This window comes from Streptomyces sp. NPDC034049, assembly GCF_055575575.1.
This window is the reverse complement of the sequence record NZ_JBVISJ010000005.1, coordinates 216544-239435: the sequence shown is the minus strand read 5'-3', so window position 1 is coordinate 239435 and position 22892 is coordinate 216544. Positions and strand designations below refer to the sequence as shown.

Below are 22892 nucleotides of genomic sequence, written 5' to 3'. Positions count from 1 at the left end.
GCAGGTTCCCCCTGCCCCCGCCCCAGCACAATCACGTGACAGAACCGGGACAATCGCTCCCGGCGCCCCACCTCGACTCGTCGCCCCCACAACTCCCGGGAGCCTCCCCCTCCCCCCCCGTTACCTTTTTCGTGGCTCCGCAATGGGGCCTCCGGCCTTCGGGTCCGGCGTGACTTCCCCCTTGTTGTTCATGATCCTGGAGAGCCCCTGGCTCCCCCCGCCCCTCAACGCCTCCCGTACAACTCCTCGTACGACGGCCACGCTCCGCCCGGGCCGGGCACCGGCTCGGCTGCTCGTACCGCTCGTACGATCGCGCGGGTCACCAAGTCCGCTGCCGCCGCGAGGAGTTCGTTCAAGGCGAGAGGGCCGGCCCGGGGCGGTAGTGGTCGCGTGCCCGTCGCCAGGGTGAACACGGTGTCCCCGTCGTTGAGCAGATGCACGGGGCGCACCGCGCGGGCTATCCCGTCGTGTGCCGTGCCGGCCATCTTCTGGGCCTGGGCGCGGGTCAGGTCGGCGTCGGTGGCGACCACGGCCAGCGTGGTGTTCATCGGGGGAGGGGCACTCGCCGCGGCGGCCTCGGCGATCCGTCGACGCGCTCTCTCGTGCACCTCCGCCGCCGGATACGTCACACGCCCCTGGAACAACTCCCCGTACAGCACCCCCGTCTCCGGATCCGTCACCGATCCCGCCGCGTTGGCCACCACCAGGGCGGCCACCGTGATCCCCGAGTCCAGCACGGTGCTCGCGGTGCCGACGCCGCCCTTGAGCAGCCCGACCGTCGCCCCCGTCCCGGCCCCCACAGATCCCTCCGCCACCGGGGCGCCCGGCCCGCTCGCCTCCGCCGCCTCCACCGCCGCCCGGCCCACGGCGGCATCCGGTCTGGCCTTGAAGTCGCCGCCCCGGCCCAGGTCGAAGACACAGGCCGCCGGCACGACCGGCACCACATGGGCCGGGTCCAGGCCGACCCGTACACCCCGCCCCCGCTCCTCCAGCCAGGCCATCACCCCCGACGCGGAGTCCAACCCGTACGCACTGCCGCCGGTCAGTACCACCGCGTCGACCTTCTGCACCAGGTTGCGCGGATCGAGCGCGTCCGTCTCCTTGGTGCCGGGCCCGCCGCCGCGCACGTCCACGGCCGCGACCGCGCCGCCCTCCGGAGCCAGCACGACCGTGGTCCCGGTGAGCCAGCCCCCGCCGACCCGTGTGGCGTGCCCGACCCGCACACCGGGCACATCGGTCAACGCGTCAACTGCCATGAGCGTCTCGGGTGTTGTGGGCCTGCCCGTGCGTCCCTGCCGCGTGGCCGTGCGGGGCGCCGTGGCCGCGGGCGCCGACGACCACCCCGACCGCGACTGTCACGGCCGTCACGACGCCCGCCGCCGGCACCGCCCAGTGCCCGAAGAATGTGCACAGCACCACGGCCAGCGCGGCGAGCGGCAGCACGGCCTGCTGCGCCGTGCCCACCTTGTGGTGCCGGGCGTGCAGCGCCCACACGGAGACGAGGTACAGCGCCGTCGGCAGCGTCACCGCCGAGGACGCGGCCAGGGTGGAGATGTGCGCCTTGTGCACCGTCTCCTCCACCGCGACCTCCAGTCCGGCGCCGATCGCGGCGGCCGAAGCGAAGATCAGGTAGTGGCCGTACCCCCACAGGAAGCTCTGTCTGTTGGAGCGCAGATGTCCGTGGATGGGAACGGTGAAGTAGATCCACCACGCCGAGAAGACGATCAGCAGCCCGCCCACCGCGATGGGCAGCAGCTCCCCCAACGCGTCGTGCTCGTCCGCCGCCGACTTCACCGCGACCGTGGCCGCCAGGATCGTCTCGCCCAGCACGATGATGGTGAACAGGCCGTACCGCTCGGCGATGTGATGCGGATGCCAGGACGTCTGGAAACCTCTCTCCGCGTACAGCGGGACGGACAGCTCGGCGATCGCCATCACCAGGAACAGCCACGGTCTGGCCGGCTCCGGCAGGACCAGCAGCCCCAGCCAGCCGATCTGGCACAGCGCCACACCGCCCGCGTACCGCAGGGCCGTGACCCGTTCCGCGTCCGTCGCGGTCCGCGCGGCCCGCAGCCACTGCGCGGTCATCGCCAGCCGCATGATCACGTAGCCGAGCACGACCAGGGACCAGTCGTGGTCCTCGAAGGCCCGGCCGACCCCGGCGGCGAGCACCAGCACACCCGCCATCTGGACGAGCGTCACCAGGCGGTAGGGCACGTCGTCGTTGTCGTAGGCCGAGGCGAACCAGGTGAAGTTCATCCAGGCCCACCAGATCGCGAAGAAGACCATCGCGTAGTTCAGGATGCCCTCGGCGGCGTGTGCCTCCGCGACGGCGTGGACCAGCTGGACGCCAGCCTGGGCGACGGCCACGACGAAGCACAGGTCGAAGAAGAGCTCCAGCGGCGAGGCGACCCGGTGTTCCTCCCCGCGGCCCCGCGAGACCAGCCTGCGCACCGGCGCCCTTCCGGCGCCGGAGGAGGGAGCGGGAGCCGAGGAAGGTGGGGGAGTGGAACGGGGCGTCATGGGGCCAAGCACACCAGAAAACCCGGTGGAATTCTCGCTCAGGTGTTCACCGGTACCGGGCCGGACCGAGGGTGTGCGCGGACGGGCCCGAGGCGGGCGCGGAGGGACCGGGGGAGCGGCAGAGGGAGGAGCCGGGGCAGGGGGCGGCGCCGGGGCGAGCCCAGGGGGCGGCGCGGGAGGTCGTCCGGGTGCGGGGCCGTACGCTGGAGGCATGAGTACCGCTCCCACCCCCGGCTCCGGCTCCGAACCCCGCGACCCCAAGGCCGCGCTGGTCTTCGACGACCCGCTCAGTCGGCCTTCGTCGGACGACACGGACCACGGATGGGGCGAGCCCTCCGGTGACGGCGGCAGCGCGGCCGACCTGAAGCGCTTCCTCGACGAGAAGCCGCCCCACCACATCTGACAGCGCCGGCCGAAGGCCCCGGGCGCCGCTACGTACGGTCGTGGCCCGAACCGCGCTGGGCCACCATGGCGTCGCGGATCTCCTTCAGGACCTCCAGCTCGGTCACCTCGATGACCTCGTGCGTGCCCTCCTTCGCCTTGCGGCGGGCCTCCACCCGGGCCAGGTACTTGGCCATGGGGAGCACCATCAGGAAGTAGACGACGGCCGCGGTGATGAGGAACGTGAGCGTCGCGTTCAGCACCGTGCCCCAGAGGATCGCGACGCCGTCGGTGACCGTTCCGTCCGCCGCCACCGTGCAGGGGTCCTTCAGGCACGAGCGGTACTGGTCGAGGTTCTTCGTGCCGAACGCCCCCACCAGCGGGCTGATGACCCCCTTCACCACCGAGTTGACGATGTTGGTGAAGGCCGCGCCGATGACCACGGCGACGGCCAGGTCGACGACGTTCCCCCGCATCAGGAAGGCCTTGAAGCCCTCCCAGACGCTCGGCTCCTTCTTCTCGCTCACCACGAGGCCTCTCTGCGCTGATTGTGGAACAAACGACTCCGCAACCTACGTCAGGGTCGGTCCCCGGTGTCCAACTGGGTCCCTCCATCGTGGGACTTGGCGGACGAGGTCCCGTCGTCGGGCACGCGGTCACCACAGCGTCACCGCCAGACGGGACGTGGCGCCCGCGCCCGCCAGCCGGGCCGCCGTGCGGCGGGGCACGGTCAGGACGACCAGGGCTCCGCTCTCGGCCGCGTCGGCGGCGGGCACCTCGGAGACGCGGGCGCCCCGGGCGACGATCCTCGCGGCACCGCCCGACGCGGAGTCCTCGGCCGCGATCACGTCGACCCGGTCGCCCGGGCGCAGCAGCCGTACCGTCGCGCCGTCGGCGATGCGGACCGGGGCGGTCACCGCCCCCACGCGGGCGGGCCGTTCGGGGACCGGGTCGGCCACGGGGTGCCCCCTGACCCGTTCCGCCTCCTTCGGGCCCGCCCCTGTCACCAACAGGGCGGCGGCGGTCACCGCCAGACCGGCGGCCATGGCTCGCCGCCGACAGCGGGCGAGACGGCGGAGCCGGTGCGCCCCGCCGCGCACCCGTAGCGGGGCGAAGTGTGGGACCTCGCAGGTGGGAGGGGCATCGGTGCCAGGTGGGCCGGTGGCCCAGGAGGGTCGGCGGGTGGATGCGGGGGAGGGGGATGGGGGCAGAGATGAGGACGGCAACGTGGACGTAGACGTAGACGATGTAGACCCGGACATGGGACGGGACATGAGGCCACCACCTGCTGTGTGAGATCGGCTTGCGGTCCCACGATGAGGCTTCGCGGCGAGACCCGCTGAAGCCTGTGGACCACCCACCGGTTGTGGAAAACCTCGCCACCCGAACGAGGAGTTCCGCCTCGCCCCGCCCCCAACCCCGCCTCAGCTCACCGCCAACCCCGCCCTCCACCCCGTCCCCGCGCCCGCCCCCTCCCCGTCACGGCAGCACGAACCCCGGATCCATCCCGCCCAGCGCCTTCGTGCACAGGCAGTCGCGGCCCTCGTTCGGGGGCAGCGCGGCGACCGCCTCGAAGAGAACGCCCCGGAGGCGGTCGATGTTGGCGGCGAAGACCTGGAGGACCTCCTCGTGGGAGACGCCCTCGCCGGTCTCGGCGCCGGCGTCGAGGTCGGTCACGAGGGTCAGGGAGGTGTAGCAGAGCTCCAGCTCACGGGCGAGGATGGCCTCCGGATGGCCGGTCATGCCGACCACGGACCAGCCCTGCGCCTGGTGCCACAGGGACTCGGCACGGCTGGAGAAGCGGGGGCCCTCGACCACGACGAGGGTGCCGCCGTCCACCGGCTCCCAGTCGCACCGGCGCGCCGCCTTCAGGGCGGCCTCGCGGCCGACGGGGCAGTAGGGGTCGGCGAGCGAGACATGGACGACGTTCGGGACGGCGCCGCCGGGCAGGGGGAGGCCGTCGAAGTACGTCTGGGTGCGCGACTTCGTACGGTCCACGAGCTGGTCCGGCACGAGGAGCGTGCCCGGTCCGTACTCGGGCCGCAGACCGCCCACGGCGCACGGGCCGAGCACCTGGCGCGCCCCGACGGAACGCAGCGCCCAGAGGTTGGCGCGGTAGTTGATGCGGTGTGGCGGCAGATGGTGGGCGCGGCCGTGGCGCGGGAGGAAGGCGACGCGGCGTCCGGCGATCTCGCCGAGGAAGAGGGAGTCGCTGGGCGGTCCGTAGGGGGTGTCGACCTGTATCTCGGTCACGTCGTCGAGGAAGGAGTAGAACCCCGACCCACCGATGACCCCGATCTCGGCCAGGCCGCCCGCTGCCGTGCCGCCCGCCGCGCCGGTCCCGTCCGTCGGCCCGACCCCGTTGTCCACGTGCTCCGTGTTCGCCATGCCCGCACCCTAACCGGGCCTGGAAACGCCAAGGACCCCGCAGGTCGTCGTACGACGGCAGGGTCCTGGACGGAAGGCGCTCACGTCAGCGCGACGCGCTACGGGGCAGACCCACCACCCCGCGAAGCGCATCACGCGCGTAACGCGCTACGCGGCCGACGTGCTGCTGGCGGAGGAAGAGCCCGAGGACGACGACTTCGCGTCCGAGGACGACGAGGACGAGGTCGTGGAGGACTTCGCGTCCGAGGAGGACGAGGAGGCCTTCGACGTCGCCGGGCTGCTGCTCGACGACGAGCCACGGCTGTCGTTCCGGTAGAAACCGGAGCCCTTGAAGACGATGCCGACCGCCGAGAACACCTTCTTGAGGCGGCCGTTGCAGCTGGGGCACTCGGTCAGGGCGTCGTCGGTGAACTTCTGCACCGCTTCGAGGCCCTCACCGCATTCGGTGCACTGGTACTGGTACGTCGGCACTGGTCTTCCTCCTGGCACTCTCACTCGATGAGTGCTAACGACAGTCCATAGTGACCTATTCCCCGGGGATCAGTCCACTGCCACCGGCACTCGGTGACCGACGACACGCGCGACGGTACGGCTGCGGGGGCTGCCCACCAGCCTCGTACGCAGCGCCAACAGGGTCACCAGCGCCAGGGCCGTACCGGCCGCCGGCACCAGGAAGCCGGCGCCGGTCCACAGCCGGTCCTCCAGCTGACCGGCGGCCGTGACGGCGGCCGCCTGGCCGAGCGCGACCGCTCCGGTCAGCCAGGTGAAGGCCTCCGTACGGGCGCCGGACGGGACCAGGGAGTCGACCAGCGTGTAGCCGGTGATCAGGGCGGGGGCGATGCACATGCCGACCAGCAGGCCGAGCGCGGCGAGGACGAACACGGAGTCGGCGGTCCACAGGGCGGAGGCGACCAGCGCGAGAGCCGTGTAGCCGATCACCAGGCGCCGCTGCGGAGCCGCCTTCCAGGCGACGGCGCCGCACACGATGCCGGAGAGCATGTTGCCCGCGGCGAACACGCCGTACAGGACGCCGTTCAGGCCGGGCTCGCCGATCGACTCGGAGAAGGCGGCCAGGGAGACCTGCATGCCGCCGAAGACGGACCCGATGCCCAGGAAGGTGACGATCAGGACGCGCACCCCGGGGACGGACAGGGCGGAAACCCGCTCCACGCGCGCGTGTGCGGCGGGTGCGACCCGGGGCTGGGTGCCGCGTTGCGCGGCGAACAGCAGACCGCCGATCAGGGTGAGCGCGGCCTCGGTGAGGAGGCCGGCGGCCGGGTGCACGGCGGTGCACAGCGCGGTCGCGAGCAGCGGGCCGAGGACGAAGGTCAGCTCGTCGGTGACCGACTCGAAGGCGGCCGCGGTGCTCGTCAGGGGCGAGTCCTGGAGCTTGACGCCCCAGCGGGCCCGCACCATGGGGCCGACCTGCGGCACCGACGCGCCGGTGGGCACGGCGGCGACGAAGAGCGCCCACAGGGGGGCGTCCATCAGGGCGAGCGCCGTCAGGGAGAGTCCGGCGACGCCGTGGACGAGGACGCCCGGGATCAGGACGGCCCGCTGGCCGCGCCGGTCGGCGAGACGGCCGCTCCAGGGCGCGAACAGGGCCATGGAGACGCCGGTCACGGCGGCCACGGCGCCGGCCGCGCCGTACGAGCCGGTGGTGTGCTGGACGAGCAGCACGATGGAGAGCGTCAGCATCGCGAACGGCTGGCGGGCCGCGAAGCCGGGCAGGAGGAACGTCCACGCGCCCCGGGTGCGCAGCAGCTGCCCGTATCCCGACCGGGACGCCTTGGAGACATGCGAGGTGTTCGAGCGGCTGGAGCCGTCGGAACCGGTGGAACCGTGGGAACTGTTCGAGGAGACCGTGGACGCCACGGCCGTGCCTTTCCGCCGCCTGGTAGCGCGCCTGTGCGGGGGCGCCGAGAGCTGTCCTCTTGCGCCACTGCGGTAGATGCCGGGCCCGGGAGAGGGGCGTGACGGCCGCCATACGGTCGCGCCAGCTCTGCGTCAGACAGAGTTGGTCCGATCAAGTGCACCTTCATCGTACAGGGGATCAGCCCTGGTCACCTGTGAAAGTGAGCACCATCGGCGGCCGCACCCCCGCTTCCGGAGGGTGTGAACAGGACGAAACCTGCTCTTAACGCCGGGATCCGCCGCCCCCGCCGTTGCCCGTGCCCAGCCAGTCGGCCAGCTTGCCGCCCTGTCCGACGGCCCTGAGGCGGCGCTCCGCCTGGTCCCGGACGGGGTCGGTGGTGACGACGAGGAGTTCGTCGCCGCGGCGCAGGACCGTGGTCGGCAGGGGGACGAAGGACTTGCCGTCGCGGACGACCAGGGTGACGGCGGCCCCCGCGGGCAGCCGCAGCTCGTTGACCTCGACGCCGTGCATACGGGACTTCTCGGGGATGGCGACGGACAGCAGGTGGCCGCGCAGCCGCTCCAGGGGCGCCGACTCGATGCCGAGGTCGGCCGCCTCGTCCCCGGAGCCGCCGAGGCGCAGCTTGCGGGCCAGCCAGGGCAGTGTCGGCCCTTGGACGAGGGTGTAGACGACGACGAGTACGAAGACGATGTTGAAGATCCGGCGGCTGCCCTCGACGCCGCTCACCATGGGGATCGTCGCCAGGATGATGGGCACCGCGCCGCGCAGTCCGGCCCACGACAGCAGGGCCTGCTCGCGCCACGGCACCCGGAACGGCACCAGGGCCACGACCACGCTCAGCGGTCGCGCCACCATGGTCAGCACCAGGCCGATGACGAGCGCGGGCCAGATGTCGTCGCCCATCTCGTGCGGGGTGACCAGCAGTCCGAGCAGGACGAACATGCCGATCTGGGCGATCCAGCCGACGCCCTCGGCGAAGCCCCGGGTAGCTGGCCAGTGCGGCAGCTTGGCGTTGCCGAGGATCATGGAGGCCAGGTAGACGGCGAGGAAGCCGCTGCCGTGGGCGAGGGCGCCGGCGGCGTAGGCGGCGACGGCGATGGCCATGACGGCGATCGGGTAGAGGCCGGAGGCGGGCAGCGCCACATGCCTGAGGGCCCAGGATCCCAGCCAGCCCACGGCGAGCCCGATGGCGGCGCCGATCGCCAGTTCCAGCACTATCTCGCCGATCAGGACGTACCAGTGTTCGACCGGTCCGGCCATGGAGAGCGAGGCGACGAGGATGACCACCGGGGCGTCGTTGAAGCCGGACTCGGCCTCCAGCGTGCCCGTCACGCGCGCGGGGAGCGGGATCTTGCGCAGTACGGAGAAGACGGCCGCCGCGTCCGTGGAGGACACGACCGCGCCGATGATGAGCGCCTGCCGCCACTCCAGCCCGATCAGATAGTGCGCGCCCGCGGCGGTGACGCCTACGCTCGCCGCGACTCCGACCAGCGCCAGTGAGCTGGCGGCCGGCAGGGCCGGCTCGATCTCCTTCCACTTCGTGCCGAGGCCGCCCTCCGCCAGGATCACGACGAGGGCCGCGTAGCCGATGACCTGGGTCAGTTCGGCGTTGTCGAAGTGGATGTCGCCGATGCCGTCCTGGCCCATGGCGATGCCTATGCCCAGGTACACGAGCAGGCTGGGGAGCCCGCTGCGCGACGAGATCCGGACCGCGGCGACCGCGACGAGAAGGACGAGCGAGCAGACGAGCAGGAGCTGGTTGAGATCGTGGACAGTCAGCGGGCCGTACCTTTCTTGCCGAACCGCACGTGGTTCCGAGTGTGAGGTGCCGAGCACTGGATGGAGGCACGCGCGCGTGTGGGCATGCGAAGCCGATCACGGAAACCGTGCGATTGCGGTTACGTCAGTGCAAGTACTTCGTTACCTTACCTAACTCTTGACGATTTCTTGACGCTCGCGAGGGCAAGATCGAACAGTCGTCCGCGCCAGTTCCCGACTCCGCGTCAAGTCGTGTCGGGCCCTGCGCCTATGGTTGCTCCAGCGTTCAGTACAAAGCACAGCCCGACCTGCCGCTCGTGTTAGGACAGCAAGGACAGCGATGCCCACCGACACCACCCCCTCCGGCCAGCAGTCCGGCAAGTCCGGCAGGAAGAAGGGGCGAAAAGTCCGCCTTCTCCTGATCGTCCTGGTCCTGGCCATCATCGGTGGCGTCGGCTACGGGGCGTTCTGGTCCGTCTCCACCGTGCGCGCCGCCTTCCCGCAGACCAAGGGTTCGATAACCCTGGACGGTCTGTCGGGACCGGTCGACGTCAAGCGCGACGGCTACGGGATCCCGCAGATCTACGCCTCCTCCGACGAGGACCTGTTCATGGCGCAGGGCTACGTCCAGGCGCAGGACCGGTTCTACGAGATGGACGTGCGCCGCCACATGACGGCCGGCCGCCTCTCGGAGATGTTCGGCGAGGGCCAGGTCGACAACGACGAGTTCCTGCGCACCCTCGGCTGGCACCGGATCGCCGAGGAGGAGTACAAGAAGACCCTCTCGGCCGAGACGAAGAAGTACCTCGACGCCTACGCCAAGGGGGTCAACGCCTACCTGGCCGGCAAGGACGGCGACGAGATCTCCGTCGAGTACGCGGCCCTCGGCTTCGCCAACGACTACACGCCCGAGGAGTGGACCCCGGTCGACTCGATTGCCTGGCTGAAGGCGATGGCGTGGGACCTGCGCGGCAACATGCAGGACGAGATCGACCGCGCCCTGATGACCAGCCGCCTCGGCCCCAAGCAGATCGCCGACCTGTACCCGCAGTACCCGTACAGCCGCAACGGGACGATCGTGCGGGAAGGCCAGTACGACGAACTGACCGAGACCTGGTCGGACGGGTCGGGGACGTCGCAGGGCACCGGCGGCTCCACCCAGGGCACCGGCGGCACGGGGACGGGCACCGGGGGTACAGGGACGGGCACCGGCACGGCCGCCGGCACGTCCACCGACTCCGGAGCCCTCCAGACGCAGCTGGACGGCCTCTACAACGTCCTGGAGGACCTGCCCGAGGCCGTCGGCGTGAACGGCAACGGCATCGGCTCCAACTCCTGGGTCGTCTCCGGCGACCACACCATCACCGGCAAGCCGCTGCTCGCCAACGACCCGCACCTGTCGGCGTCGCTGCCGTCGGTCTGGTACCAGATGGGCCTGCACTGCAAGTCCGTCTCCGCGAAGTGCCAGTACGACGTCTCCGGCTACACCTTCTCCGGCATGCCCGGCGTGGTCATCGGCCACAACGCCGACATCGCCTGGGGCATGACCAACTCCGGTGTCGACGTCACCGACCTCTACCTGGAGAAGCTCACCGGCGACGGCTACCAGTACGGCTCCAAGGTCCTGCCGTTCGACACCCGCGAGGAGACCATCGAGGTCGCCGGCGGCACGTCCAAGCAGATCGTCGTGCGTACCACCAACAACGGCCCCCTCCTCTCCGACCGCAACGACGAACTCGTCCAGGTCGGCAAGAAGGCCACGGTCGACCAGGACGCCCCCGACCGCGGCGACGGCTACGGCATCGCCCTGCGCTGGACCGCGCTCGACCCCGGCACCTCCATGGACGCCGTCTTCGCCATGAACCGGGCCAAGGGCTGGGACGACTTCCGCGAGGCCGCCGCCCTGTTCGACGTCCCCTCGCAGAACCTGATCTACGCCGACACCGAGGGCCACATCGGCTACCAGCTGCCCGGCACGATCCCCACCCGAGGCAAGGGCGACGGCTCGCTCCCCGCCCCCGGCTGGGACCCCCGGTACCGCTGGACCGGCTACATCGACGAGGACGAACTGCCCTACGAGTACGACCCGGAGCGCGGCTACATCGTCACCGCGAACCAGGCGGTCGTCGACAAGAAGTACCCCTTCACGCTCACCACGGACTGGGGCTACGGCACGCGCGCGCAGCGGATCACCAGCCTGATCGAGTCCAAGATCAAGGGTGGCGGCAAGATCTCCACCGACGACATGCGGCAGATGCAGATGGACAACAGCAGCGAGATCGCCAAGCTGCTGGTGCCGCTGCTGCTCAAGATCGACGTCGGCGACAAGCACATCCGTGAGGCGCAGAAGCTCCTGGAGGGCTGGGACTACACCCAGGACGCCGACTCGGCCGCCGCCGCCTACTTCAACTCGGTCTGGCGCAACATCCTCCAGCTCGCCTTCGGCGACAAGCTGCCCAAGGAGCTGCGCGTCGAGGGCCAGTGCCTGTCGGTCGAGCCGGTCGACTCCACCGGCCCCGCCGACGAGGACCAGAGCGTGCGCGAGTGCGGCAGGCGCGACGCGGACCAGGCGCAGCCGGACGGCGGCGACCGCTGGTTCGAGGTGGTCCGCCGACTCGTCGACGACCAGGACAACGCCTGGTGGTCCACGCCCAAGACGCGCAACCTCAAGGCCGCCGACACCCGCGACGAGCTGTTCAAGCGGGCCATGCGAAACGCCCGCTGGGAGCTGACCGCCAAGCTGGGCAAGGACATCGACAGCTGGAGCTGGGGCCGGCTGCACCGGCTGTTCCTGAAGAACCAGACCCTCGGCACCGAAGGCCCCGGGTTCCTCCAGTACATGCTCAACCGCGGCCCCTGGAAGCTCGGCGGCGGCGAGGCCACCGTCAACGCCACCGGCTGGAACGCGGCGGGCGGCTACGAGGTCGTCTGGGTGCCCTCGATGCGGATGGTGGTGAACCTCGGGGACCTCGACAAGTCCAAGTGGATCAACCTCACCGGCGCCTCCGGGCACGCGTACAACGCGCACTACACCGACCAGACCGACAAGTGGGTCAAGGGCGAGCTGCTGACGTGGTCGTTCTCGGACAAGGCGGTCCAGGACGGCACGAGCGACACGCTGCTGCTGAAACCGTGACGCCCGGCTGAACACGGAAAGCGGCCTCCACGCGCGCGTGGAGGCCGCTTTCCGTGTCCGGATCACCGGAACCGTCGTACCCCCGACGGCGTCACCACCGCGTGCACCGGGCGGTCGTGCGGCTCCTCCGGGACGCGGTCCAGCACCTCCGTGTCGTACAGGAGCACCACCAGCGCCGGATCGGCGCCCGCGCGGTCCAGGCGGGACAGGACGCGGTCGTAGGAGCCGCCGCCCCGGCCGAGGCGCATCCCGCGCGCGTCGACCGCCAGGCCCGGCAGCAGGACGGCGTCGGCGGTGGTCACGGCGTCCGGGCCGAGCCGCTCGCCGGCGGGTTCGAGGAGTTCCATGCGGCCGCCGTGCCGCACGCGCGCGAGGGAGGTCTCTCCCTCGTGGACGCCCCAGTCGAGGTCGTTGTCGGGCAGCAGCACCGGGAGCAGGACGCGCACGCCCCGCGCGCGGAGTGCGTCGAGGAGCGCGAGGGTGCCCGGTTCACTCCCCACGGACACGTACGCCGCGACCGTGCGCGCGTGCGCCAGTTCGGGCAGATCGAGAGCCCGGTCCGCAAGGGCGCCCGTCGTTTTCCGGACGTCATCCGGTGTCAACCCGCTCCTCACCAGGAGGAGCTCTCGTCGCAACATTCGCTTGGAAAGCTCCGGTTCAGGTCCCATCCGGCTCACAGGTGGCTCCAGTATTATTCGTAATCGGCTCATATGAGAACGAATTCATCGGAGCCACAGATTCCCCACAAAGGCACCGGATATGGTTCGGCGCATGAGTGAGGCGAACCCCAGGATCAGCAAGGCTGTCATTCCCGCGGCGGGTCTGGGAACCCGGTTCCTGCCGGCGACCAAAGCGACTCCCAAGGAGATGCTCCCGGTCGTGGACAAGCCGGCGATCCAGTACGTGGTGGAGGAGGCCGCGGCGGCGGGCCTGGACGACGTCCTGATGATCACCGGCCGCAACAAGCGCCCCCTCGAGGACCACTTCGACCGCAACCACGAGCTGGAGTCCGCCCTCCAGAGGAAGGGCGACGGCCACCGGCTCGCCAAGGTCCAGGAGTCAAGCGACCTCGCGACCATCCACTACGTCCGCCAGGGCGACCCCAAGGGCCTCGGCCACGCCGTGCTGTGCGCCGCCCCGCACGTGGGCGACGAACCCTTCGCGGTCCTCCTCGGCGACGACCTGATCGACCCCCGCGACCCGCTCCTGCGGCGCATGGTCGAGGTCCAGGAGCGCAGCGGCGGCAGCGTCATCGCCCTCATGGAGGTCGCGCCGGAGCAGATCCACCTCTACGGTTGCGCGGCCGTCGAGGCCACCGAGGACGGCGACGTCGTCAAGATCACGGGCATGGTCGAGAAGCCTGAGCCGGCCGACGCCCCGTCGAACTACGCGATCATCGGCCGCTACGTCCTCGCCCCGCAGATCTTCGACGTCCTGCGCCAGACCGAGCCGGGCCGCGGCGGCGAGATCCAGCTCACCGACGCCCTCCAGCAGCTCGCCGCGGACGAGAAGGTCGGCGGACCCGTGCACGGCGTCGTCTTCAAGGGCCGCCGCTATGACACCGGAGACCGTGGCGACTACCTGCGTGCCATTGTCAGACTCGCGTGCGAACGTGAAGACCTGGGCCCGGACTTCCGGACCTGGCTTCGCAGTTACGTAGCCGAGGAGATGCAGCCACAGTGAGCACCGCCGCGACCCGCACCACCGGCCGGGACCACCTCTGGTCGGTGACCGAGCACCTGGAGGACATCCTCGCCACCGTGCGCCCCCTGGAACCCATCGAGCTGCAACTCCTCGACGCCCAGGGCTGCGTGCTGGTCGAGGACGTCACGGTGCCGGTGTCACTGCCGCCGTTCGACAACAGCTCCATGGACGGGTACGCGGTGCGGGTCGCGGACGTGGCGGGCGCGAGCGAGGAGTTCCCCGCCGTGCTCACGGTGATCGGCGACGTCGCGGCGGGCCAGAGCGAACAACCGCAGGTGGGCCCGGGGGAGGCCGCCCGCATCATGACCGGCGCCCCCCTGCCGCCCGGCGCGGAGGCGGTCGTCCCGGTGGAGTGGACCGACGGCGGCCTCGGCGAGGGGCCCGTCTCCGGGATGCGCGCCCGCAGCGCGAGCCCCGAGGGCGCCACCGGCCAGGTCGCCGTGCACCGCGCCGCCGAGGCACGCGCGCACGTGCGCGCGGAGGGCAGCGACGTCAAGGCCGGCGAGCGCGCCCTGGCGGCCGGCACCCTCCTCGGCCCGCCCCAGCTCGGCCTGCTCGCCGCCATCGGCCGCGCCTCCGTACGCGTACGCCCGCGCCCGCGCGTGGTCGTGCTCTCCACCGGCAGCGAACTGATCCCGCCCGGCGAAACCCTGGCCACCGGCCAGATCTACGACTCCAACAGCTTCGCCCTCACCGCCGCCGCCCGGGACGCGGGCGCCATCGCCTACCGCGTCGGCGCCGTCGCCGACGACGCCGAGACCCTCCGCTCCACCATCGAGGACCAGCTCGTCCGCGCCGACCTGGTGGTCACCACCGGCGGCGTCAGCGTCGGCGCGTACGACGTGGTCAAGGAGGCCCTGGAGTCCGTCGGCGACGAGGACGAGGAGGGCGCCGGCATCGACTTCCGCAAGCTCGCCATGCAGCCCGGCAAGCCCCAGGGCTTCGGCACCATCGGCCCCGACCACACCCCGCTGCTCGCCCTCCCCGGCAACCCGGTGTCGTCGTACGTCTCCTTCGAACTCTTCGTCCGCCCCGCCATCCGCACCCTGATGGGTCTCGACGACGTCCACCGGCCGACGGCCACGGCGACCCTGCGGGCTCCCAAGGCGCTGACCTCGCCCGCGGGCCGCCGGCAGTACCTGCGCGGGACGTACGCCGACGGCGAGGTCACCCCCGTGGGAGGCGCCGGATCGCACCTCGTCGCGGCCCTCGCGCACGCCGACGCGCTCATCGTGATCCCCGAGGACACCGAGTCGGTCGAGCCCGGTACGGAGGTCGAGGTCGTCCTGCTCGGCTGAACCGTCGAGGGTGGCGTACCGTGTCGCGCACAACAGGCCGCGCGCCGCACCGCGACGGGCCCCGACCGGGAGCGCCACACCACCATGAGTACGCCGCAGGACCGACTGACCCACATCGACGAGGCGGGCGCCGCTCGTATGGTCGACGTCTCCGGGAAGGACGTGACCGCGCGCACCGCCCGCGCCAGCGGCCGGGTCCTGGTCTCGCCGGCGGTGGTGGAACTGCTGCGCGGCGAGGGGGTGCCCAAGGGGGACGCCCTCGCCACCGCGCGCATCGCCGGGATCATGGGCGCCAAACGCACCCCCGACCTGATCCCGCTCTGCCACCCGCTGGCGGTCTCGGGCGTCAAGGTCGACCTCGCGGTCGCGGACGACGCCGTCGAGATCCGCGCGACCGTGAAGACCACCGACCGCACGGGCGTCGAGATGGAAGCCCTCACGGCGGTCTCCGTCGCCGCCCTCACCGTGATCGACATGGTGAAGGCGGTCGACAAGGGCGCGGTCATCACGGACGTCCGGGTCGAGGAGAAGACGGGCGGCAAGTCGGGCGACTGGAGTCGGACATGACGGGCCCGGCGCAACCGCAGCCCGGGGGCGCCCTCACCGCGCGGTATGCCGCCCTGGTCGTGACCGCCTCCAACCGTGCCTCCGCCGGTGTCTACGAGGACCGCGGCGGACCCCTGATCGCCGAGGGGCTCCGGGCGCTCGGCTTCGCCGTCGATGGCCCGCAGGTCGTGCCGGACGGCGACCCCGTGGAGGCCGCGCTGCGGGCGGGCGTGGACGCCGGGTACGACGTGATCGTGACGACCGGCGGGACCGGCATCTCGCCCACCGACCGCACGCCCGAGGCGACCCGCGCGGTCCTCGACCACGAGGTGCCCGGCATCCCCGAGGCGATCAGGGCGTACGGCCGGGACAAGGTGCCCACGGCCGCGCTCTCCCGAGGTCTCGCCGGCGTCGCGCGCGGCACGCTGATCGTCAACCTGCCGGGCTCGACCGGTGGCGTACGGGACGGCCTGGCCGTCCTGGGGCCCCTGCTGACCCATGCGGTGGACCAGATCCGCGGCGGGGACCACCCGAGGCCGGCCCCCGGCGGCTCCCCGGCCGAGGAAGACCCCTCCAGACCCCGTGGGGGTGTGAGCTGAACAGCCCATCCTGGCCCGTGGTGCTGGTGGACGGCGAGGTCGTCCTCCGGCCCATAAGGATGCGCGACCAGCGGGCCTGGCGTGAGGTCAACCGGCGCAACCGGGACTGGCTGCGGCCCTGGGAGGCGACCATTCCGCCGCCCACGCCGAGTGGGCCCATCGCGCACCGGCCGACGTACCGTCAGATGGTCCGCCATCTGCGGGCGGAGGCGAACGCGGGCCGGATGCTGCCGTTCGTCATCGAGTACCAGGGGCGGCTGGTCGGGCAGTTGACGGTCGCCGGGATCACCTGGGGCTCCATGTGCTCCGGCCATGTCGGCTACTGGGTCGACGAGTCGGTCGCCGGGCGGGGCGTGATGCCGACGGCCGTCGCGCTCGTCGTCGACCACTGCTTCCGGACCGTCGGACTGCACCGCATCGAGGTCTGTATTCGCCCCGAGAATCGGCCCAGCCGGCGGGTCGTGGAGAAACTCGGATTCCGCGAGGAAGGCCTGCGTCCACGGTATCTTCACATCGACGGCGCCTGGCGCGACCATCTCGTCTTCGCGCTCACCGCCGAAGAGGTGCCCGAGGGGCTGCTCGGCCGCTGGCAGCGGGAACGGGCGCGGAACGCGCGCAACGCGGGCTCCGACGCCGGACAGCCCGGCCAGTCGCAATAAATGAAATACGTGTTCGAAAAAAATTGCACGGATGTGCGGCCGACGCCTGAGCGAACGACCGGGTTGAACGAGTCGGTGCGTTCTCCGCACGTTAATTTCGCGCTCTCGGCGGCCCGCTGATCAGATCGGTCACAAAAAAAGCTCGAAATATCAGCCGGATCGTGCGACACACCGGCTCAATTGGCGGATGGCCTCACGCAAACCCCTCTACCGTGTGAGGCGTGAGCAGCAGCGGCCTCATCTACGCAGTCATCGTCGGGGCCTGGGCCGCCTACTTGGTGCCGATGTGGCTCCGTAGGCAGGACGAGCTGAACGAAGCCCGTCCGACGGAACGCTTCAGCACCGCCATCCGGCTGCTTTCCGGCCGGGCGGGGATGGAGCGCCGATACGCCAGGGACCTGCGGGCGCGCTCCACCGACGAGGGGGAGCCCAGCGCCCAACCGGACGGCGTCACCGACTCGGTGGACGTCCGGGCCTTCGCCGTGCCCCCGCACCGGGAGCACACGAAGGCACAACTGCCGGTGGAGCGGGGTGAGTCACCGCAGCAGGGCCAGCAGCCGCAGCAACCGGGCAAACCCGCGACGCAGGCACCCGCACCGGCGCAGGCGAAGCCGGTGCCCCAGCAGGCCGGCGCGTCGGCGGCCAAGCAAGGGGCGGCCAAGCAGGGGGCGGCCCCCGTGCCCGCTCCCGCGCGGGCCAAGCGGGCGGGCCGGCAGACGGCGGGCGCGCGCCGGGGCGACTCGGCGGAGGCCAAGGCACGGGCCCAGCGCTCGAAGGTGCTCGCCCGCCGGCGGCGTACGACCGTGATGCTCTTCCTCGCCTTCACGCTCGGCGCGGTCGTCGCGGCGGTCGGCGGACTCGCCTTCCTGTGGGCGCCGGCCGTACCGGCGGTACTGCTGAGCACCTACATCGCGCATCTGCGCCGCCAGGAGCTGAAGCGGTTCGCGTACACCATGGACCGGCAGCAGGCCGAGGCGGCGGCGCAGCGACTGCGCGAGCGGCAGCCCCAGCGGCGGCGTCCCGCGCCGGACCCGGTGGATTCCGACGAGCCGGAGGACGGACCCGAGTCGGAGGAGACCCGGGCGGAGCTGACCGCGCTCGCGGCCGACCGGCGGGCCCTCGTCGAGCAGACCGACCACGCCGAGTGGGTCGACCAGCAGCGGGAGCGCCAGCGGCGGCCCGGCCAGGGCGACAGCTGGGACCCCGTCCCGGTGCCGCTCCCGACGTATGTCACCGCGCCGGTCGCGCCCCGGGCCACGTCCGGGGTCGACCTCGGCGCCCCGGACGCGTGGAGCTCCGCGCGCTCCAGCTCGGCCGACCCGCACGGCGCGTCGGGCGCCCCCGCGAACGCCCCCGGCGCCTCCGGGCGCGCGCCGGAGGGGGAGTGCGGGGGTGAGGAGGGTGCGGACGGCACCGGTCCGGGGGAGGCCGCCGACGCACCCGACGGCGGACGGTCCGACGCCCGCCGGGCCGCGTCCGCGCGGCGCTCCCGAGAGCGGGGGCGCACACCGCTCTTCGACCAGTACGAGGACGGCGACCGGCCGCGCGCGGCCAACGAGTGACGCGCGCCCTCCGGCGCCGCCCCTCCCGCTGACCAGCCAGGAGCCGCCCGCCGGCCGCCGGCGCGCCGCCCGTGGGCCGCTCTCCGGCCGCCCGGGAACGGATTTCCAAGCACCGCGATGGGGATGCTAGAGTTTCACTCGTTGCAAGGGCCTGTGGCGCAGTCCGGTAGCGCACCTCGTTCGCATCGAGGGGGCCAGGGGTTCAAATCCCCTCAGGTCCACGCATCACAGAGGCTCGCTCCCCGTCAGGGGAGCGGGCCTCTGGTCGTTTTCGGGGCCAAGTGGTGGCTCCGGTCACCGACTTGAGGGCGCGGCTTTCGCCAGTGAGGTGTTGGAGCCCGGCGCCGTGGCGGCGTCGGCCGTGATCGCGTCGAAGATGGGCCAGCCGTCCAGTTCGAGCGACCGGGTGGCGGGGTGGAGGTCCAGGGTCGGGGCCGCGGCGTCCAGGAGGCGGCGGACCGTGCCGGGCTCGTGGAGGTTGAGGTAGGTGTGGTCCGAGAGGCGGACCAGGGCGCCGGAGTCGAAGTAGCAGTTCGAGACGACGCGGTTCTCCGACGGGCTGAAGAGCAGGACCAGGCGGCGGCCCCGGGGGCCGTCGGGGTAGAGCGACAGCTTCAGGTGGCAGTGGTCGTAGGCGACGTTGGAGCGTTGGCGGACGGTCCAGTGCCAGGTGGTGTCGCCCACGACGAGACGGCGAAGGCGGGTGTTCTTCTTCACGGGCACACCGTAGGTGCCCGACACCCCGGCGGGCACCGGGATTTAGCGGGCCCGCGTCAGGGGTGGAGCGGCTTCGCGAAGCACAGGCTCAGTTCGTGGAAGCGGTAGTGGCCGAACTTCGCGCAGGGCTCGTAGCCGCTGGAGGTGTAGAGGGCCACGGCCTCGGGCTGCTTGGAGCCGGTCTCCAGGACCATGCGGGTGCGGCCGCCGGCGCGGGCGTCGGCCTCCAGTTCGGCGAGTATGCGGCGGGCCAGCCCCAGGCCCCGCGCCCCGGGCGTGACGTACATCCGCTTGATCTCGGCGTCCCCGTCCTGGTACCCCTCGTCATTGGTGTCCTGGGTGCGCCAGCCGCCCGTCGCGAGGGGGCTGCCGTGCTCGTCGTAGGCGATCAGGTACAGCCCTGCGGGTGGGACGAAGTGCGCCGGGTCCATGAAGGTCGCGTCGCCGTCGTCGCCGTATCGGACGCTGTACTCGGCCTGGACCTCGTCGTTCAGCTTGACGGCGTCGGGGTGGTCGAAGGGGACCCGGCGGATAATCATGTCAAGCATCGTACATCTATGCATGCGCATGCTCCAGGCCCGCGCTGTGATGCGTGCGCTCCCGGTGTGATCTTCGTCGGAAACTGGACCCTGTCCAAGGTGCGGGTATCGTGCCCGGGTGCTGACTGTGACCTCTGTGAATGTGAACGGGCTGCGGGCCGCCGCGAAGAAGGGCTTCGTGGAGTGGCTCGCCGGGACCTCGGCGGACGTGCTGTGCCTCCAGGAGGTGCGGGCCGAACCGGAACAGCTCCCCGCCGGAGTGCGGCAGCCCGAGGGATGGCATGTCGTGCACGCCCCGGCCGCCGCCAAGGGCCGCGCCGGGGTGTCGCTCTACAGCCGCCGTGAGCCCGACCGGATCCGGATCGGCTTCGGGTCGGCCGAGTTCGACGGCAGCGGCCGGTACGTCGAGGCCGACCTGCCCGGTGTCACCGTGGCCAGCCTCTACCTTCCCTCCGGCGAGGTCGGGACCGAGCGGCAGGACGAGAAGGTCCGGTTCATGGACGAGTTCCTCGCGCATCTGAAGGAGCTGCGCGAGCGAGCCGCCGCCGACGGGCGCGAGGTGGTGGTCTGCGGCGACTGGAACATCGCCCACCAGCCCGCCGACCTCAAGAACTGGCGGGCGAACCAGAAGAACTCCGGGTTCCTGCCCGAGGAGCGGGCGTGGCTGGGGCGGGTCCTCGACGAGGCCGACGGGGGCTATGCCGACGTCGTGCGGGCGCTGCATCCCGATGTCGAGGGGCCGTACTCGTGGTGGTCGTACCGAGGGCGGGCCTTCGAGCGGGATACGGGCTGGAGGATCGACCTTGCCGTTGCGACCCCGGGGCTTGCGAGCAAGGCAGTGAAGGCGTTCGTGGAGCGGGCCGCGAGCCATGACGAGCGGTGGTCGGACCATGCTCCAGTGACGGTCGTCTTCAGCATGTGACACGGAGCGTGGGGGGCGGGCTGGCATGGGCACGCCCCCACATGCGTCGCAGGGCGGATCAGGGACGCGTCCTGACCGTGAAGGTCAAGCGGGAGGTGTCAGGTCCGGCCAGCCGCTCGGGCCCGCCGCCCGACCGTCCCTTGGCGACGGTGACGCGAACTGCGTCGCTCAGGAGTCGCTCGCGTGTCACCTCGCCGTCCACGGCGAACGCCTCGCGATAGCGGCTGACGGTGTACTCATCGAGCCAGCTGGCACGCATGGCTGCGGGCGCGGGACACGTCGTGCCGCGAGCACTGGCGCGGCAGACGTAGTCGCCGTAGTCGTAGGCCTTCCGTGTGGCGAAGTACATGCGGCCACCACACCCGGCACAGTGTGCGACACCGATGAGCAGCGACGTCTCCCGACGTTTGGCGCGAGTACCGTTCGAGCGGGCGTTGAGGACATCCTGGAGGGCCTGGAACTCCTCTTCGGTGAGCACCGGAGGGCCGATCAGCACGGGTGCGCCGTTGGTGTCACGGACCGTCTGGCCCTTGTGCACCCGGTGCCCCATCAGTGCCGGGGTGCGGAGGATTTTGCACAGACTGCCGACTGTCCAGCGGAATCGGTCGAAGTCGCGTCCGTGACGTCGCCCACCCGTAGGGCGTCCCTGAAGTTGGGCGTGACGGTCGCGTGGCACCAGAACGCCCGCAGTTTCGAGTTTGTGGGCGATAGCCACCAGGGACAGTCCTGAGTGGACGTCGTCCACGATCGCGCGCACGACGGGGATGGTCTCCGGGTCGGGAGCCAGACACCACCCGACGCCCGACGGATGGGGCGCCTTCCGGTACCCGAACGGCACAAGGCCGCCGCCGTATCGGCCCTTTGCGCGCAGCGCTTCGTGAGCGCCGGTGAGTCGGGCGGAAAGAGCGCGCGCCTCCTGCTCTGCGGCGTAGGCCAGGTTCATGCAGTGGCGAATGGCGTCGCCGTCTGCCTGTGGCGTCACCGCGAGGGGCTGACGCTCTTCAGGCATTCCGAAGACGAGAGTGGTCGAATGTCGCTGACCCCATTCGATCAACTCTGACATGTGGGCGACGGAGCGCACCGCGCGGTCCACGTGCGACCACACGATGACTTCGTATTCGTCCGGGCGTCGCAGCCAAGGCGACAGCGCAGGCCGCTCGAACGGGGACGTCTTGCGCGCGGAGACGCCGAGGTCAGTGGCTTCGGCGATCAAGGTGCAGCCCAGTTGCTCGGCGCGTAGTTGGATGCAGGCGCGCTGCCTGTCCGGCGAGGTGGTCACTCTGGTCAGGTTGCTGAGACGCACGGCTCCAAGAGCTCGTGGGTGTTCGGTAACGCTAGGCTTGGGCATGTCGGCGCTCCGCGAAGTGTCGGCCACACCCCGGGACTGGTCGCACAGTCGCCGGGGCCTTTTCGATCTCACTCTCGGATGCGGAACTCGTAACCTTGTACGGTTAGGGAAAAATACCCCTGATGGGGTGAATGTGCCTACGAGATGATGCCTTGGAAGGTGGACGGACTCCTAACCCGCAGCCGCCTACGGCTGCTCCCGCAACCGCCTGTCCAGCGCCAGGGAGAGTTCCGCCTCCGCCACGCTCTTCGCCAGGGGGCGCAGGCGGTGGAGGTCCTCGGGGGTGCGGCCCGGCTGGGTGAGGATGAGGTCGGTGAAGAGGGTGGCCAGGGCGTCGGCGTGTTCGCGGACGCGGCGGCCGGCGCTGAGGACGTCGGCGAGGGGGACGCCCTCGCGGACCAGTGCGGCCGAGACCTCGAGGAGGCGGCGGCTGATGTGCACGATGTCGCCGCCGTCGGTGGCGAGGTAGCCGAGGTCGAGGGCGGCGGCGAGGTTCTCCGAGGTGGCCTGGTCGCCGAAGTGGTCGGCGAGTTCCTCGGGCGTGAGACGGACCGGCACCTCCTCGGTGGGTGCCCCGAGGCCGAGCAGGTCGCCCACGTCGCGGCCCTCGTCGAAGGCCTCCGCCAGCTCCGCTATGCCGCTGAGGGTGTGGCCGCGCTCCAGCAGGGCCGCGATCGTGCGCAGCCGGGCCAAATGCGTGTCGTCGTACCAGGCGATGCGGCCCTCGCGGCGGGGCGGCGGGATCAGTTTGCGCTCCCGGTAGAAGCGCAGGGTGCGTACGGTGATGCCGGCCGCCTCGGCCAGCTCCTCCATGCGGTACTCGTGTCGCTCGCCGTCTTCTGCCACCCGCGCAGCCTATGTCGTACCGCTGGTAACTCCAGAGCGCCCGACCCCTACCCATCGGTACGGTCCTGCCCTACGCTCCCACTGCGCCAG

Annotated in this window: 22 protein-coding genes and 1 tRNA gene; 10 read left to right on the top strand and 13 right to left on the bottom strand. The window is 71.3% G+C overall.

Translation table 11 applies throughout. From position 1 onward, the window contains the following. Positions 1 to 224 precede the first annotated feature (224 nt). The gene (locus ACZ52C_RS17290) at positions 225 to 1256 is read right to left on the bottom strand and encodes a P1 family peptidase (RefSeq protein ID WP_469075509.1); all 1032 of its coding nucleotides are present in this window, start codon (positions 1254 to 1256) and stop codon (positions 225 to 227) included. Further along, complete coding sequence (locus ACZ52C_RS17285; protein ID WP_469075508.1) at positions 1246 to 2523, bottom strand: low temperature requirement protein A; 1278 nt, start codon at positions 2521 to 2523, stop codon at positions 1246 to 1248. The genes ACZ52C_RS17290 and ACZ52C_RS17285 overlap by 11 nt, the downstream gene beginning before the upstream one ends. Before the next feature lie 211 nt (positions 2524 to 2734). Here ACZ52C_RS17285 and ACZ52C_RS17280 point away from each other — a divergent pair, with 211 nt between their 5' ends. Beyond that, a complete protein-coding gene (locus ACZ52C_RS17280; protein ID WP_469075507.1) occupies positions 2735 to 2926 on the top strand; it encodes a hypothetical protein in 192 nt (63 codons plus the stop codon). A 28-nt stretch (positions 2927 to 2954) separates the two neighbouring features. Here ACZ52C_RS17280 and mscL read toward each other — a convergent pair whose 3' ends face one another. The 6 genes from mscL to ACZ52C_RS17250 form a co-directional block, all read right to left on the bottom strand. Further along, entirely contained in the window at positions 2955 to 3431 is a 477-nt protein-coding gene (gene mscL / locus ACZ52C_RS17275; RefSeq protein ID WP_469075506.1) for a large conductance mechanosensitive channel protein MscL, read from the bottom strand. 129 nt (positions 3432 to 3560) lie between these two features. Then, on the bottom strand, positions 3561 to 3950 hold the full coding sequence (locus ACZ52C_RS17270; protein ID WP_469075505.1) for a hypothetical protein: 390 nt from the start codon (positions 3948 to 3950) through the stop codon (positions 3561 to 3563). 433 nt (positions 3951 to 4383) lie between these two features. Next, entirely contained in the window at positions 4384 to 5292 is a 909-nt protein-coding gene (locus tag ACZ52C_RS17265) for an S-methyl-5'-thioadenosine phosphorylase (protein WP_469075504.1), read from the bottom strand. A gap of 147 nt (positions 5293 to 5439) precedes the next feature. Then, a complete protein-coding gene (locus ACZ52C_RS17260) occupies positions 5440 to 5763 on the bottom strand; it encodes an FmdB family zinc ribbon protein (RefSeq protein ID WP_469075503.1) in 324 nt (107 codons plus the stop codon). A 69-nt stretch (positions 5764 to 5832) separates the two neighbouring features. Continuing rightward, a complete protein-coding gene (locus tag ACZ52C_RS17255; protein ID WP_469075755.1) occupies positions 5833 to 7056 on the bottom strand; it encodes an MFS transporter in 1224 nt (407 codons plus the stop codon). A 373-nt stretch (positions 7057 to 7429) separates the two neighbouring features. After that, positions 7430 to 9004 carry a potassium/proton antiporter gene (locus tag ACZ52C_RS17250; protein ID WP_469075502.1) on the bottom strand — a complete coding sequence of 525 codons (1575 nt, stop codon included), beginning with the start codon at positions 9002 to 9004 and terminating at the stop codon, positions 7430 to 7432. A gap of 262 nt (positions 9005 to 9266) precedes the next feature. On the opposite strand from ACZ52C_RS17250, the gene ACZ52C_RS17245 reads away from it, so the two are divergent. Beyond that, positions 9267 to 12062: a penicillin acylase family protein gene (locus tag ACZ52C_RS17245; RefSeq protein ID WP_469075501.1), complete on the top strand. Its 2796-nt coding sequence runs from the start codon at positions 9267 to 9269 to the stop codon at positions 12060 to 12062. A gap of 62 nt (positions 12063 to 12124) precedes the next feature. On the opposite strand, the gene ACZ52C_RS17240 is transcribed toward ACZ52C_RS17245, so the two are convergent. Beyond that, entirely contained in the window at positions 12125 to 12700 is a 576-nt protein-coding gene (locus ACZ52C_RS17240; protein WP_469075500.1) for a 5-formyltetrahydrofolate cyclo-ligase, read from the bottom strand. Positions 12701 to 12833: 133 nt separating this feature from the next. On the opposite strand from ACZ52C_RS17240, the gene galU reads away from it, so the two are divergent. From galU to ACZ52C_RS17205, 7 genes are all read left to right on the top strand, one after another. Next, on the top strand, positions 12834 to 13745 hold the full coding sequence (galU, locus tag ACZ52C_RS17235) for a UTP--glucose-1-phosphate uridylyltransferase GalU (RefSeq protein WP_045556199.1): 912 nt from the start codon (positions 12834 to 12836) through the stop codon (positions 13743 to 13745). Beyond that, the gene (gene glp, locus ACZ52C_RS17230) at positions 13742 to 15064 is read left to right on the top strand and encodes a molybdotransferase-like divisome protein Glp (RefSeq protein ID WP_469075499.1); all 1323 of its coding nucleotides are present in this window, start codon (positions 13742 to 13744) and stop codon (positions 15062 to 15064) included. Before galU ends, glp begins: the two co-directional genes overlap by 4 nt. Before the next feature lie 84 nt (positions 15065 to 15148). After that, the gene (gene moaC, locus ACZ52C_RS17225) at positions 15149 to 15631 is read left to right on the top strand and encodes a cyclic pyranopterin monophosphate synthase MoaC (RefSeq protein ID WP_469075498.1); all 483 of its coding nucleotides are present in this window, start codon (positions 15149 to 15151) and stop codon (positions 15629 to 15631) included. Beyond that, complete coding sequence (locus tag ACZ52C_RS17220) at positions 15628 to 16209, top strand: MogA/MoaB family molybdenum cofactor biosynthesis protein (protein ID WP_469075497.1); 582 nt, start codon at positions 15628 to 15630, stop codon at positions 16207 to 16209. The genes moaC and ACZ52C_RS17220 overlap by 4 nt, the downstream gene beginning before the upstream one ends. Positions 16210 to 16235: 26 nt before the next feature. Further along, the gene (locus ACZ52C_RS17215; protein ID WP_469075754.1) at positions 16236 to 16868 is read left to right on the top strand and encodes a GNAT family N-acetyltransferase; all 633 of its coding nucleotides are present in this window, start codon (positions 16236 to 16238) and stop codon (positions 16866 to 16868) included. Positions 16869 to 17089: 221 nt separating this feature from the next. Continuing rightward, on the top strand, positions 17090 to 18430 hold the full coding sequence (sepX, locus tag ACZ52C_RS17210) for a divisome protein SepX/GlpR (RefSeq protein ID WP_469075496.1): 1341 nt from the start codon (positions 17090 to 17092) through the stop codon (positions 18428 to 18430). A gap of 147 nt (positions 18431 to 18577) precedes the next feature. After that, positions 18578 to 18651 (top strand) — tRNA-Ala (locus ACZ52C_RS17205). A gap of 73 nt (positions 18652 to 18724) precedes the next feature. On the opposite strand, the gene ACZ52C_RS17200 is transcribed toward ACZ52C_RS17205, so the two are convergent. Together ACZ52C_RS17200 and ACZ52C_RS17195 are read right to left on the bottom strand one after the other, a co-directional pair. Continuing rightward, complete coding sequence (locus ACZ52C_RS17200; RefSeq protein ID WP_469075495.1) at positions 18725 to 19147, bottom strand: hypothetical protein; 423 nt, start codon at positions 19145 to 19147, stop codon at positions 18725 to 18727. A 56-nt stretch (positions 19148 to 19203) separates the two neighbouring features. Then, on the bottom strand, positions 19204 to 19686 hold the full coding sequence (locus ACZ52C_RS17195; protein ID WP_192363793.1) for a GNAT family N-acetyltransferase: 483 nt from the start codon (positions 19684 to 19686) through the stop codon (positions 19204 to 19206). Positions 19687 to 19804: 118 nt separating this feature from the next. Here ACZ52C_RS17195 and ACZ52C_RS17190 point away from each other — a divergent pair, with 118 nt between their 5' ends. Beyond that, positions 19805 to 20608, top strand: a complete 804-nt coding sequence (locus tag ACZ52C_RS17190; RefSeq protein WP_469075494.1) for an exodeoxyribonuclease III — start codon at positions 19805 to 19807, stop codon at positions 20606 to 20608. 58 nt (positions 20609 to 20666) lie between these two features. Here the strand turns inward: ACZ52C_RS17190 and ACZ52C_RS17185 are convergent, their stop codons facing one another. Then, positions 20667 to 21887, bottom strand: coding sequence for a recombinase family protein (locus ACZ52C_RS17185; protein WP_469075493.1), 1221 nt, complete (start codon positions 21885 to 21887; stop codon positions 20667 to 20669). A 255-nt stretch (positions 21888 to 22142) separates the two neighbouring features. Next, positions 22143 to 22802 carry a MerR family transcriptional regulator gene (locus tag ACZ52C_RS17180; RefSeq protein ID WP_469075492.1) on the bottom strand — a complete coding sequence of 220 codons (660 nt, stop codon included), beginning with the start codon at positions 22800 to 22802 and terminating at the stop codon, positions 22143 to 22145. Positions 22803 to 22892 lie beyond the last annotated feature (90 nt).